This window comes from Arthrobacter sp. NicSoilC5, assembly GCF_019977395.1.
Classification (GTDB): domain Bacteria; phylum Actinomycetota; class Actinomycetes; order Actinomycetales; family Micrococcaceae; genus Arthrobacter.
In genome coordinates this window covers 3873853-3886995 of the sequence record NZ_AP024660.1, presented here as the reverse complement: position 1 = coordinate 3886995, position 13143 = coordinate 3873853, and the positions used below count along the sequence as shown (strand labels likewise).

Here is a 13143-nt window from a genome sequence, read left to right as displayed (position 1 = left end):
GTTCGTTGGTGGACTCCCCGGGGTGGAGTCGGGGATGAGGGGGCCTGCCGGCCCCTGGGCGTGCTGCTAGCTGCGCACTTCGCTGTCGTGCTGCGAGCGCTGCTTGACGCCCTCGATGTGGTCGATCATTTTTTGCCGGGCGAGTTCGGCGTCGCCGGCTTCAAAGGCCTTGAGGATCTCGGTATGTTCCGCGATGGCGTAGTCCGCGTCCGTTACGCCCAGGCCGCCAAAAAAGCGGAAACGCTGCACTTGGCCACCCAGTGCGCTGTATGCGGACAGCAGGAACTGGTTGTCCGCCGATTCGGCGATGAGCCGGTGGAACCGTTCATCCGCTTCCCAGTACGCGCGGAACTCGGCGAACGACGGGCCGCGAGGCGCGGCCTTGAGGTCCTCGATGGCCTGCTGGAGCTGCCCGGTCAGCTCCTGGTCTGCGTGCTTGCAGGCCATGAAGGCGTTCGCCGGTTCGATCACCAGCCGGGCGTCCATCAGGTCCGCCAGCTCTTCCGGAGAGAACAGCGGGGCTACCCGGTAGCCGCGCAGGGCCATCCTTCGAACCATGCCGGTGGCTTCCAGCCGGGCAAGCGCCTCCCGCACGGGCGTTGGTGAGACGTCCAGTTCCCTGGCCATCCCGTCGATACTGACCGGGGTGCCTGCTTCCAGCCGGCCGTCCATGAGGGCAACCAAAAGCGCCTCATAGACGTGGTCCGCGAGGACCTGCCTGCTCACCCCGCCGGTGGCCTGGTTCTTGGTTGCCATGTAGAAATCCTATAGCCGCTGCAGGGCGGGACGTTGCGGATGACGCGCCCCGGGCACGGTACCGTGCGGCCGCTGGCCGTGCGGCACCGTGCTCCGGGAGCGCCGGGAAAGCAGGGGCGTCAGGAAACCTGCAGGCCGCCATTGATGTCATAGGTCGCGGCCGTGATGTAGCCGGCATCCTCGCTGAGGAGGAACCCGATCAGGGCAGCCACTTCCTCCCGGGTTCCCACCCGGCCCATCATGATCCCCTCGGACATCTGGGCCTTGCGCTCATCGCTCAGCGTTCCGCCCATGATGTCCGTGTCGATCGGGCCCGGTGCGATGGCGTTCACCGTGATGTTGTGCTCACCGACTTCACGTGCCAGGGCGCGGGTGAACCCGAGGATGCCGGCCTTGGAGGCACTGTAGGCAACCTTGGAGTAGGTTCCACCGCCACGCTGGGCGGAGATGGAGGAGATGCTGACGATCCGTCCCAGCTCCCGCTCAATCATTCCCTTGAGCACGCGCTGGGACACCACGAAGGTGCCACGCATGTTGATCGCGAAGACCTTGTCCCATTCCTCCACGGTGGTTTCCATGAAGGGAGTGGGGGAACTGATTCCGGCCAGGTTGACCAGTCCCACGATGGGCGGGAGGGACTGCTCGATTTCCGTGATGGCACGGTCCACCGACGCCTCATCCGAGACGTCGGCGCCCACGCCAATGGCCTTGACGGCACGGCTGGAGCCAATTTCCGCCGCTGCCGCCTGGGCGTCTTCGGCGTTGATGTCCAGGATGGCGATGGACCAGCCCTGGCTGGCCAGCCGGTCTGCGGTTGCGCGGCCAATGCCCCGGGCGGATGCCGCCCCGGTCAGGACCGCGGTACGTTCTGCGGGGAATGCGTGCTCTGTAGTCATTGCTGTTTCCTAGTGGGTATCGGCGGCAGGAACAGTGGCTCCGGGCGCGGAGACACCTTCAGGCCGCTTGCGTGCGTAAAGGTAAGTGGCGACGGCGGTCACGGCGAGGCAGGCGGCCAGGAACACCAGGCCCGTCTGGCTGTTTCCGGTCGCGTCCTTGAGGATGCCGACGATGTAGGGGGCCACGAAGCCGCCCAGGTTGCCGAGCGAGTTGACCATGGCCAGCCCGGCTGCTGCCGCGGCGCCGGTGAGCGCGGCGGACGGCATGGCCAGGAAGGGCGCAATCGCGGAGTAGATGCCCATGGCTGCCAGGGTCAGGAAGACCATGGCGAGCACGGCATTGACGGGGAGCAGGAAGCCGGCGCCCAGGAGGCCGACGGCGGCAAGCACCATGCTGACGCTGGCATGCCACACGCGGTTGCCTGTACGGTCGGACCGCTTGCTCCAGAAGTAGACGAACACCGCTGCGATGGCGTACGGGATGAAGACAATGAACCCCACCTGCGTTGAGTCAAACTTGCCCAGCGCCTTGACGATGGTGGGCAGCCAGAGTCCCAGGCCGTAAATGCCGCACACCAGGCCGAAGTACAGCGCCGAGTAGGCAATGGTGCGGGGGTCCTTCAGGCCGGCCAGGAAGTTGTGGTTTCCGGACTTTTGCTTGTGGGCCAGTTCAGCGGCCATGGTGGTGGAGAGCCATTCACGCTCTTCGGGCTTGAGCCACTTGGCGTGTTCAGGGCGGTCCGTCATGACGAACGGCGTGATGATGCCTAGGATGATGGCCGGGATGCCCTCGAGGATGTAGAGCCACTGCCAGCCGTGCAGGCCTGCGACGCCTTCCAGGTTCAGGAGCATGCCCGATACCGGTGCGCCCAGGGCATTCGAGATGGGCTGGGCGAGGATGAAGATGCCCAGCACGGTTACGCGCTGCGCTGCCGGGAACCAGAGTGTCAGGTAGAAAAGGATCGCCGGGAAGAATCCGGCCTCTGCCGCGCCGAGGAGGAAACGGATGACGTAGAACGTGGCTTCGCCGTTCACCAGGAACATGGCGGTGGCGAAGATGCCCCAGCTGATCAGGATGCGGGCGATCCATTTGCGGGCACCATACCGGTACATGCCGCCGTTGCTGGGGATCTCAAGCAAGGCGTAGCCAAGGAAGAAGATGCCGGCGCCGAGGCCGTACGCGGCTTCGGTCAGGCCGATGTCGCCCTGCATGCCGAGCTTGGCAAAGCCGACATTGTTCCGGTCGAGGTAGGCGATGAAGTACAGCAGGACGATCAGGGGCATCAGCCGGCGGCGCACCTTGCGGAGGGTGGTCTCGCCCAGCTGGCTGAGTGCGGGGGCAGTGGTGCGGGAGGTCATCGCAGGCCTCCAGGAGTGGTGTGGGGACCCTCAAAAGGGGAATGCGCGCGCATGAAGACTCCTTTGGCTGGCGGCATTTTGGGGGGTGATATCAGATGTCTGATGTCTGACTGAGATTCTAATCACAGGTGGTTGTGGGCGTCAACATAATCGCCGTGCACGCGGACAGGGAGGCAGGCCACCGGGTCCCGGGCCTGCCGGGCGGGGTTCCTGGCGGGCGAGCCTCTAGCGGCCGGTGGTTCCGCTGCGGCTGGACATGGCAAGGAACTGCTCGTAGTCCTCAAAGGTCTGGGTGATGTGGGCATCCATGGTGGACCGCGCCGTGGCGGGATCGCCCGCCGCGATGGCCGCCAGGACCATCTTGTGGTGGTGGATCGCGTGGCGCTGCACGTCCGGGAAGGCCGAGGTTTCCCGGCGCATGGCGTACAGCAGCGTGGAGAGCTGTCCCAGCAGGGCGGGTACGAATGGGTTGCCGGATGCACGCAGCACGGTGTCATGGAAGGCGATATCGGCCACGGTCAGTGCATCGACGTCTCCGGCCAGGTGTGCGGCCTCCATTTGCTCCACGCTGTCCTGCAGCGCGGCGAGGTCAACCGGGCGGTGGCGGGAGGCAGCGAGTTCGGCGGCCCCGGTCTCCACCATGCGGCGGACCTCCAGCAGGCGGAGCGCCACCTGGTCCGAGGCCACTCCCCTTGAGGCTGCACGCATGATGGCGTCCAGCCCGGTCCAGCGCTCGGGCGGGTTGACGAAAGTGCCCCGGCCGCGCTTTACGTAGACAACGTCCTGCGCTTTGAGCACCTTCATGGCTTCCCGGGCCGTCAGCCTGCTGACACCCGATTCCTTGGCGATGTCGGCCTCCGGCGGCAGGGCGTCGTCGGCCTGTATTTGACCGCTGATGATGTGCTCAAGGACCTTGTCCACGACGGCGTCGACCAGGGTGGGTCGCTTTTCTGCCATCGTCAATCCCCTGCCTGCGCGCCCGGGGCGCCCGTTTTTCCTGTCCCAACATTACTCGACCGGGTTGGGCAGGCGCCGCCCGCCGTCGTCATCCGTTAAAGCGCGAACGCGGGGCCACCCGAAGGTCCGTCCCATGACTGGAAACGGACCGGGGGTGGCCCCGCGTCGTGACGTGCTGCCTAGAGGGCGGCGTAGACCTCGCGGAGCAGCTTGGCGGTCTCGGACGGCGTCTTGCCGACCTTCACGCCGGCAGCCTCGAGGGCTTCCTTCTTGGCCTGGGCGGTACCGGCGGAGCCGGAGACGATGGCGCCTGCGTGGCCCATGGTCTTGCCTTCGGGGGCGGTGAAGCCGGCAACGTAGCCGACGACCGGCTTGGTGACGTTGGCCTTGATGAAGTCGGCTGCGCGCTCTTCGGCGTCGCCGCCGATCTCGCCGATCATGACGATGGCCTTGGTCTCGGGGTCAGCCTCGAACGCGGCCAGGGCGTCGATGTGCGTGGTGCCGATGATGGGGTCGCCGCCGATGCCGATGGCGGTGGAGAAGCCCAGGTCGCGCAGTTCGTACATCATCTGGTAGGTCAGCGTGCCGGACTTGGAAACCAGGCCGATGGGGCCCTTGCCGGTGATGTTGGCTGGGGTGATGCCAACCAGTGCTTCGCCGGGGGTGATGATGCCGGGGCAGTTCGGGCCGATGATGCGGGTGACCTGGTTGCCGTCGGCGTCCACCTTGGACTGGGCCAGGGCCCAGAATTCGGCGGAGTCCTGGACGGGAACGCCCTCGGTGATGACCACGACCAGGCCGATGCCGGCCTCGATGGCTTCGACAACGGCGTTCTTGGTGAATGCCGGCGGCACGAAGACGATGGAGACGTCGGCGCCGGTTTCAGCCATGGCTTCCTTGACGGTGCCGTAGACGTTGATTTCCTTCTCACCGTGCAGGACCGTGGTGCCGGCCTTGCGGGCGTTGACGCCGCCAACGATGTTGGTGCCGGCCTTGAGCATCAGGGCGGTGTGCTTGGTGCCTTCGCCGCCGGTGATGCCCTGGACGATGACCTTGGAGTCTTTGTTCAGATAGATAGACATGGTGCGTCCCTTTACTTCGCTGCGTTGGCGAGCTCGGCGGCCTTGTCGGCGCCCTCGTCCATGGTGGCGGCCAGGGTAACCAGCGGGTGGTTGGCCTCGTTGAGGATGCGGCGGCCTTCCTCGACGTTGTTGCCGTCGAGGCGGACTACCAGCGGCTTGTTGGCGGTGTGGCCCAGTTCGGCCAGTGCGCCGACGATGCCCTTGGCGACGGCGTCGCATGCGGTGATGCCGCCGAAGACGTTGACGAACACGGACTTGACCTGCTCGTCACCCAGGATGACGTCCAGGCCGGCGGCCATGACCTCGGCCGAGGCGCCGCCGCCGATGTCCAGGAAGTTGGCGGGCTTGACGTTGCCGTGGTTTTCACCGGCGTAGGCGACGACGTCCAGGGTGGACATGACCAGGCCTGCACCGTTGCCGATGATGCCTACTTCGCCGTCGAGCTTGACGTAGTTGAGGTCCTGCGCCTTTGCCTTGGCCTCAAGCGGGTCTGCAGCGTCCTTGTCCTCGAGCTGCGCGTGCTTGGCGTGGCGGAAGTCGGCGTTCTCGTCCAGGGAGACCTTGCCGTCCAGGGCCACAATGTCGCCGGCGCCGGTCTTGACCAGCGGGTTGACCTCCACCAGGGTGGCGTCTTCCTTCTTGAAGACATCCCAGAGCTTGAGGATTACGGCGGCGACCTTGCCGCGCAGTTCCTCGGCGAAGCCTGCGGCGGCGACGATTTCGTCGGCCTTGGCCTGGTCGATGCCCACGGCGGGATCGATGGCGATCTTGGCCAGCGCTTCGGGACGTTCGACGGCGAGCTGCTCGATCTCCATGCCGCCTTCAACCGAGCACATGGCCAGGTAGTTGCGGTTGGCGCGGTCCAGCAGGACGGAGAAGTAGAACTCCTCGGCGATGTCCGCACCCTGGGCAATCATCACCTTTTTGACGGTGTGGCCCTTGATGTCCATGCCCAGGATGTTGGTGGCGTGCTCAAACGCCTCATCAGCGGACTTTGCGACCTTGACGCCGCCGGCCTTGCCACGGCCGCCTACTTTGACCTGTGCCTTGACAACGGTCACGCCGCCGATCTTCTCGGCAGCTGCCTTTGCTTCTTCTGGGGTGTACGCCACGATGCCGGCAAGCACGGGTACACCGTGCGCCTCGAACATATCGCGCGCCTGGTATTCAAACAGGTCCACGGTTTAGTGTCCTTCTACGTCGAAGTAGTTTCTGTACAGTCGGACACCATCTGTACGACGATGACCGGGCTGCGGATTGCACGCACCGGCGGCCTGTCTGGAAACGAGCCACGCGGCGTAATGCTCCATGGGGAACTCTAGTCCTTTGGAGGGACCGGGCCGTCCCAGACTACCCCTTATGTGAGTAAGCACACTATTCTATGGGGCGTAGAAAAACCGCGGAATTACGGGGTTTTTTGGCCCTCCTGCTGCGGCGGCTGGCCGCTTTTGGACGGCCCCTGAATCAGCTCGTAACGTTTGGGCGAAACGAAGAACCCGACGCCGGCGGAGACGTTTCCGCATGCCACGCCGCCGTTGTACGCGGAGCAGCGCAGCCCGTTGCGTTCCAGGTTCTGCCCATCCGCAAGCACGGGCAGCTGGGTCAGCGTTCCCGCCTTGCTCCCCTTGGGCCCGTAGGTTCCTTCCATGGATGTGACGCCGGAGCGGCATTCACCGTAGCGGGCGGTGTCCGGCGACAGGAGGGCCACTCCGCCCAGGTAGCCAAGATGGGTCCCGGCGCAGTCGTCCTTGATATCGCCTGGCTCGGGCGCCGGGTAGGAGGCGAGCTCGCAGTGGGCCACCGGGACGATGGGCAGCTTGTTGTTGCCGGCGTCGCTGTAGCGGTTCTGCTCGTAGGGCAAGTTGAGGTGTTCCCCGCGGGCGGACGTGAGCGAGCACGCGATGGTCCGGTCGGCGGTGATGAAAGAGAGGACATCTGCACCGCTGGAGAACGTCTTCGCATCGGCGAGCGGGGCCTTTTCCAGCTGTTCCATGGGTTGCAGCGGAGCCGGCGGAACGTAGGCCGGGTCCTTGGTGGTCACCGTGCAGCCCGTGGCGGTGATAAGGAAAAGGGCGGCGAGCATCCCCCATACAGTCCGTCGCATGGCCTCCATTATGCCCGTCCGCGGGCGTTCCTAGGCGTCGAGTTTGGTGAGCGGGGCGTAGCGCAGCAGCAGGCGCTTTTCACCGACGTCGAACTTCACCTTGGCCACGGTCTTGTCTCCTGCGCCTTCGAGGGCCAGGACCGTTCCGTTGCCGAAGCTGGTGTGGTTGACCTTGTCCCCCACGCTGACGGCGATGATTTCCTTCTGCGGCTGCACCCGGTTCTTGGCGATGAACGCCGGAACGTCGGCATTGAAGCCGGCGGAAGAATCTGCTGCGGCTCCGCGGGCGGTACCGGCGCCCCAGAACGATCCGCTGTACCGGCCCGAGCCGATTGAACCGCCGCCGGCCCACGACTGCCGGCTGGTTCCTTCCCGTTTCCATTCGAGGAGCTCCGCGGGGATTTCCTCGAGGAATTGGCTGGCCGGGTTGTATTGGCTCTGGCCCCACATGCTGCGTACCTCGGACCGGGTCACGTACAGCCGCTTCCGGGCGCGGGTGAGGCCCACGTAGGCCAGCCGGCGTTCCTCAGCCAGTTCCTTGGGGTCGGTGGCGGAGCGTTGGTGCGGGAAGAGCCCGTGCTCCATGCCGGTGAGGAATACCACCGGGAACTCCAGTCCCTTGGCGGTGTGCAGGGTCATCAGCGTTACCACGCCCAGCCGTTTGGCCTCGGCGACGGCGGCGTCAATGTCCGCGCCGGGGGCATCCGGGATCTGGTCGGCGTCTGCCACGAGGGACACCTGTTCCAGGAATGCGCCGAGGCTGCCCTCGGGATTTTCCTGTTCGTACTCGCGCACCACGGCCACGAGCTCGGCCAGGTTCTCCACGCGGGACTCGTCCTGCGGATCGGTGCTGGACCGCAGCGCGGCAAGGTAGCCGGTTTGCTCGAGCACTGCTTCGAGTGCCGCGGCAGCCCCGGACCCGGCAGCCACCTCGGCGAGGTCGTCCAGCATTTTCACGAAGCCCAGGACGGCGTTGACCGAACGGGTGGCCATGCCGGGCGCCTGGTCGGCGCGGCGGGCGGCCGCCATGAAGGAGGTGCGTTCGCGGCTGGCGAGGGCCGCCACGGCGCCTTCGGCTCGGTCGCCGATGCCGCGCTTGGGTTCGTTGAGCACCCGGCGGAGGTTGACGTCGTCGTCCGGGTTCACCAGGACGCGCAGGTAGGCCAGGGCGTCCTTGATTTCCTTGCGCTCGTAGAAGCGGGTGCCGCCCACCACCTTGTACGGCAGGCCCACGCGCACCAGCACGTCCTCGATGGAACGGGACTGGGCGTTGGTGCGGTAGAAGATGGCGACGTCGCCCGGGCGGAGGTTCTCCTCGTCCTGGAGCCGGTCGATCTCCTTCGCGATGAACTGCGCTTCGTCGTGTTCGTTTTCGCCGACGTAGCCGATGATTTTGTGGCCTTCGCCCTCAGCGGTCCACAGCCGCTTCTCCGGCCGGTTGGGGTTGCGGGAGATGACCGAGTTGGCGGCACTCAGGATGTTCTGGGTGGAACGGTAGTTCTGCTCCAGCTTGATGGTGCGGGCCTCCGGGTAGTCCTTTTCGAACTCCACGATGTTCCGGATGTCCGCGCCGCGGAAGGCATAGATGGACTGGTCCGAGTCGCCAACAACGGTGAGCTCCGAGGCACCGGGGCCCTCCCCCACGATCTCCCGGACCAGGGCGTACTGGGCGTGGTTGGTGTCCTGGTATTCGTCCACCAGGACGTGGCGGAACCGGCGGCGGTAGGACTCCGCCAGCGCCGGAAAGGCGCGGAACATGTAGACGGTCTCCGCGATGAGGTCGTCGAAGTCCATGGCGTTGGCCTGGCGGAGCCGCTGCGTGTAGCCCTTGTAGACGTCTGCCACCGCATGTTCGAAGGGGTCGTTGTAGTTGGCTGCCGAAGCAAAGGATTCGGCGTCGATCAGTTCGTTCTTCAACGCCGAAATCTTGTGCTGGATGGCTTTTGGCGCGAACTTCTTGGGGTCCAGGTCAAGGGTTTTTGAAACCTGGGTGACCAGGCGGAGGGAGTCGGCGGAGTCATAGATGGAGAAGTTGGATTTCAGGCCGACGTTGGCCGCTTCCTGCCGCAGGATCCGGACGCAGGACGAGTGGAACGTGGAGATCCACATGATTTTGGCGCGGCCACCCACCAGCGCCTCGATGCGCTCCCGCATTTCCGCGGCCGCCTTGTTGGTGAACGTGATGGCCAGGATTTCGCCGTGGTGGGCACGGCCGGTGGCAATGAGGTACGCGATCCGGTTACTGAGCACGCGCGTCTTGCCGGATCCGGCGCCGGCGACGATCAGCAGCGCCGATCCGCCGTGCTTGACCGCTTCCTCCTGCTGCGGGTTCAGTCCCTCCAGCAGCTGGGCGGCGCCGGGGCGGCGACTGCCTTGGTGACCGTCACCGTGGTGCCGGGTGCCGGCGTCGTGGTTGGACTGTTGCCAGCCCCCGGAGGTGTTGTGGCCGCCGGCGTTTGGCTCCGGGATTCCGCCCGGCCCTGCCGTGGTGGCAACGCCCTCAGGCTCCGTCCTTGTACGGGCGGTGGAGGCGGGAGCGGCCTTGAACGGTCCGTCAGAGTACGGGTCAAACAACATATCCATGGTGCCTACAAGTCTAGGCGGTGGGACCGACAACGCCTTCCAGCCTGTGGATTACTCCCGCTGCGCGGGCGATTTCTTCAGGACACCGAGCCTGACTCGAGGGCCGCACGCAGCTCGCGGACCGCCGTCGTTCCTCCTGCGATGAACCACTCCAGCCCGTTGACCCGGACGGTGTCCACGGCGCCGCCGGCCGCAAGAACGATCGCCTTTCCCGGCAGCCAGTCCCATTCCGGGCAGCTGTGCTGGAACCAGCACCCCAGCTGCCCGTCGGCAACCCGGCCGAGGTCGCAGGAACCGGATCCCAGCATGCGGAGGGATGCGGCGGAGGTGGCTGCAGCGTGCCACGGCATGGCACACATCGGGTCCATCAACCAGGTGGGGTGGATGTAGGTGGCAGCGCCGAGTTCGGCGACGCTGGTGGTGTTGCGCCTGCCTTCGTCGACGGCAAACGAGGTCAGCGCTTCACCGTTCAAGGTGGCCTGCCGGTCATGCCCGCCCAGCCACAGCTTGTCCTCTTCAGGCTGGAAGACGGCGCCCAGCAGCACATCGCGGCGGTCCTTGAGGGCGATGGCTGAGCACCAGTACGTGGAACCGTGCAGGAAGTTGTAGGTGCCGTCCACGGGGTCGATCACCCACGTCCGGCCGCTGGTGCCCTGGACGGAAGCACCTTCCTCGCCCACGATCCCATCGTCCGGCCGGCAGCGCCGCAGTTGTTCCAGGACGTAGGCTTCAGCGGCGTGGTCGGCCGCGGTGACGACGTCGGACACAGAAGTCTTTTGTTCCGACTCAAGCCCGGCCATGCGCATCAGGAGCGCCAGCTGCCCGGCTTCCCGGACCAGGGCGGCTGCCAGGTCGTAGTCATCCAATGAGGGGTCAAGAACAGCTGCGCTGTGTCGGCCAGTGGTCATGGGTTCAGTTTATGGGGCGGGATAATGGTGCCATGGCCAAAACCCCTGCCCAGCGGATCAAGAAGCACGGCGCCAACGCGGCTGTGCCGCAGCACCACCTGCCGCCGGTGGTCAACCCCACCACGTCGCGCACGCCGGAAAAGGCGCAGGGAAACAGCAACCTGATCGTCATTGCCGGTGTGGTGGCCAGCCTGTTCCTGTTCTGGTACCTGCACCTGCTGACCCTGACCCAGCTCACGCAGCTGTCCCAGGACATGGCCATGCCGGATTCCCTGGTCGGCGGTTTTGACGCCGGATACATCGGCAGGCTCCAGGGCGTTATGAACGGCGATGCCCTGGGCCAGCTGAGTTACGTCCACAAGACCGCCGGGACGCTCTTCCCACTGATTTTCGGCTTCACGTGGCTGCTGCTCATCGGCACCAACGTGGCGAAGAAGTCGTTGCGTTGGGCACTCTGGGCCCTGCCCATGCTGTTCGTGGTGGTCCGGCTGTGGGGCAACGTGGCCATTGACGCCATGATGGGCACGCCGGGTCCCGACGCCGGCCAGGTGGCCTTGGCGTCCACCCTCACCATTGCAGGCTGGGTGCTTTTGGTGCTGAGCCTTCTGGCCGGGGGCGCGGCGGTGTTCCTCAACAGCCGGAAAAGGAAAGAGCCCTAAACGCCAGTTGTCCTTGCGGCAGCGGCCGCAGCCCGGCGTTGCTTCCGGTGCCGGTGCACCCGCTGGGCAATGACCAGCCCCGCGGCGGCCATCCCCACCGTGACCGGGTAGCCCATCAGGCGCTCCAGCGTGCCGGGCTCGGGAACCTTCATGCGGGTGAGCCCTCCAGTGGCCGTGGCCGCCAGCGATACGCCTCCGCACACCAGCAGGAACCACGCCATCCCGGTCTTCCGCAGCCACAGGATGCCCAGCACCAACAATGCCAGCCCACCGGAGATGAAGTACGTGATGGCCCCGGCGTAGTGCCAGGGTGAGCCAGCGTCCTCCGGCACCAGCCCCACCACCATGGTCCCGGCCCCGGCTGCTCCGGTGAGCAGCCGGACGGCGGAGGCCGCAAGCCAGGGTTCCCGGCGCCGCCAGTCCACCCGTGTACCGGGCCGGGCGGCCACGCGCAGCAGCCCCGACGTCAGCAGCACCGCGCCCACCAGCAGCCCCAGGCCCTGGACCACGAAGGACGCATTCATCAGCCAGTTCAACGGCGAACAGACATCCCTGCCGGAATAGATTCCGCAGTGGAGCGCCCCCAGGTCGCTGATGTACCCGGTCCGCAGGTTGTACGGACGGGGCCCCGCCCACGCCATGGCCACGGCAGCCTCGGCCGCGAAGTACTGCAGCACGCTCAGTACTGCCCACGCCCCGATGTACTGCCGGGTGGACGCTACGTTCGGGGTGAAGGCAGTGGCGGGAGCGGCAGTGGGGGCTGGACTCATGCCTTGAGCGTAGTACGGCCCGGCACCTTGTATGCTTGTAACCGTGTCCGGACGGACCGGCCCCGCCGAGCCCCACCGGACACCCGCCCTCGTAGCTCAGTGGATAGAGCACGGCTCTCCTAAAGCCGGTGTCGTTGGTTCGATTCCAATCGAGGGCACTTGAATTCTCCTTCCCCGGAGCCAAGCCTCCGCGCCTACCTACTGGGCGTCCACGAACCCCACATCGCCGGCCAGCCTGGCCGTTGGCGGCTTGAGCGGGACCTGCTAAACAGGGCGGACGGCACCCGCGGAACCTTTTCCGGCGTCGTGATTTTCACGCCAACGGACGACGACGGCCTGGCCCTTCGCGAGGAAGGCACCATGCGCTGGCCTTCTTTTACCGGTCCCGCCTCGCGGGAATACGTCCTGAAACCCGTGCCGCAGCCCGATGCGCTGGACGTGTTCTTTCCCGACGGGAGGCCGTTCCACCGCATGAGCTTCACTCCTGACACCAGCCAGGACACCCACTGGTGCGACCCCGACACCTACCGCGTGTCCTACACCCGCCAGGGCCCGGACGCGTTCAGTTACAGCTGGGACGTCACCGGCCCCCGCAAGGATTTGCTGCTCGTCTCGCGCCTGGCAAGGATCACCGCATGAAGGACCGGATCGTGGTCTCCGCTGTCTGCGTGTTTGACGACGCCGGGCGCCTCCTGACCGTACGGAAGCGCGGGACCGGCATGTTCATGCACCCCGGCGGCAAGCCGGAGCCGGGCGAAACCGCTGTGCAGGCAGCCGCGAGGGAACTCGCCGAGGAGGTAGGGATCGTGGTCCGCCCCCAGGAGCTTGAACTGATGGGGGTGTGGATCGCCGACGCCGCGAACGAGGCCGCCACTGATATCGAAGCCACCGTCTTCATCGCCCCGGGCACATGGGAGGCCACTCCCGCGGCTGAGATCGCCGAGATCCGGTGGCTGGACATCAGCAGGCCGGCGGACGCGGCCCTCCCCCGGGACCTCGCGCCGCTGCTGACGGACCACATCCTGCCCCTGCTGGCCTCGCGGGCCCTCTAGGCAGCGGCCGGGCGTCC

General features: G+C 66.1%; 13 protein-coding genes and 1 tRNA gene. 4 read left to right on the top strand and 10 right to left on the bottom strand.

All coding sequences use genetic code 11. From position 1 onward, the window contains the following. Positions 1 to 66 precede the first annotated feature (66 nt). From LDO22_RS18185 to LDO22_RS18145, 9 genes are all read right to left on the bottom strand, one after another. On the bottom strand, positions 67 to 756 hold the full coding sequence (locus LDO22_RS18185; protein WP_224025088.1) for a GntR family transcriptional regulator: 690 nt from the start codon (positions 754 to 756) through the stop codon (positions 67 to 69). A gap of 119 nt (positions 757 to 875) precedes the next feature. Beyond that, a complete protein-coding gene (locus tag LDO22_RS18180; protein ID WP_224025087.1) occupies positions 876 to 1652 on the bottom strand; it encodes an SDR family NAD(P)-dependent oxidoreductase in 777 nt (258 codons plus the stop codon). Positions 1653 to 1661: 9 nt separating this feature from the next. Beyond that, positions 1662 to 3011 carry an MFS transporter gene (locus LDO22_RS18175; protein ID WP_224025086.1) on the bottom strand — a complete coding sequence of 450 codons (1350 nt, stop codon included), beginning with the start codon at positions 3009 to 3011 and terminating at the stop codon, positions 1662 to 1664. Between the two features lie 225 nt (positions 3012 to 3236). Continuing rightward, positions 3237 to 3968 (bottom strand): FadR/GntR family transcriptional regulator, encoded by a 732-nt coding sequence (locus LDO22_RS18170; RefSeq protein ID WP_224025085.1) that lies wholly within the window; start codon positions 3966 to 3968, stop codon positions 3237 to 3239. 179 nt (positions 3969 to 4147) lie between these two features. Continuing rightward, a complete protein-coding gene (gene sucD, locus LDO22_RS18165; RefSeq protein WP_104996906.1) occupies positions 4148 to 5050 on the bottom strand; it encodes a succinate--CoA ligase subunit alpha in 903 nt (300 codons plus the stop codon). An 11-nt stretch (positions 5051 to 5061) separates the two neighbouring features. Beyond that, complete coding sequence (sucC, locus tag LDO22_RS18160; RefSeq protein WP_159632837.1) at positions 5062 to 6231, bottom strand: ADP-forming succinate--CoA ligase subunit beta; 1170 nt, start codon at positions 6229 to 6231, stop codon at positions 5062 to 5064. A gap of 224 nt (positions 6232 to 6455) precedes the next feature. Then, positions 6456 to 7163, bottom strand: coding sequence for a hypothetical protein (locus LDO22_RS18155; protein WP_224025084.1), 708 nt, complete (start codon positions 7161 to 7163; stop codon positions 6456 to 6458). A 21-nt stretch (positions 7164 to 7184) separates the two neighbouring features. Next, positions 7185 to 9737 carry a DNA helicase PcrA gene (pcrA, locus tag LDO22_RS18150; protein WP_224025083.1) on the bottom strand — a complete coding sequence of 851 codons (2553 nt, stop codon included), beginning with the start codon at positions 9735 to 9737 and terminating at the stop codon, positions 7185 to 7187. Between the two features lie 77 nt (positions 9738 to 9814). Next, positions 9815 to 10645: an inositol monophosphatase gene (locus tag LDO22_RS18145; RefSeq protein ID WP_224025082.1), complete on the bottom strand. Its 831-nt coding sequence runs from the start codon at positions 10643 to 10645 to the stop codon at positions 9815 to 9817. Positions 10646 to 10677: 32 nt separating this feature from the next. Here LDO22_RS18145 and LDO22_RS18140 point away from each other — a divergent pair, with 32 nt between their 5' ends. Next, a complete protein-coding gene (locus LDO22_RS18140) occupies positions 10678 to 11304 on the top strand; it encodes a hypothetical protein (protein ID WP_224025081.1) in 627 nt (208 codons plus the stop codon). On the opposite strand, the gene LDO22_RS18135 is transcribed toward LDO22_RS18140, so the two are convergent. Next, entirely contained in the window at positions 11301 to 12074 is a 774-nt protein-coding gene (locus LDO22_RS18135; RefSeq protein WP_224025080.1) for a DUF998 domain-containing protein, read from the bottom strand. The two genes, LDO22_RS18140 and LDO22_RS18135, sit on opposite strands and share 4 nt — an antisense overlap. Before the next feature lie 85 nt (positions 12075 to 12159). Between LDO22_RS18135 and LDO22_RS18130 the strand changes: the two genes are divergently transcribed. From LDO22_RS18130 to LDO22_RS18120, 3 genes are all read left to right on the top strand, one after another. Further along, positions 12160 to 12232, top strand: a tRNA-Arg gene (locus LDO22_RS18130). A 1-nt stretch (position 12233) separates the two neighbouring features. Beyond that, the gene (locus LDO22_RS18125; RefSeq protein WP_224025079.1) at positions 12234 to 12713 is read left to right on the top strand and encodes a DUF6314 family protein; all 480 of its coding nucleotides are present in this window, start codon (positions 12234 to 12236) and stop codon (positions 12711 to 12713) included. After that, entirely contained in the window at positions 12710 to 13126 is a 417-nt protein-coding gene (locus tag LDO22_RS18120) for an NUDIX domain-containing protein (RefSeq protein ID WP_224025078.1), read from the top strand. The genes LDO22_RS18125 and LDO22_RS18120 overlap by 4 nt, the downstream gene beginning before the upstream one ends. The last annotated feature ends 17 nt before the right edge of the window (positions 13127 to 13143 follow it).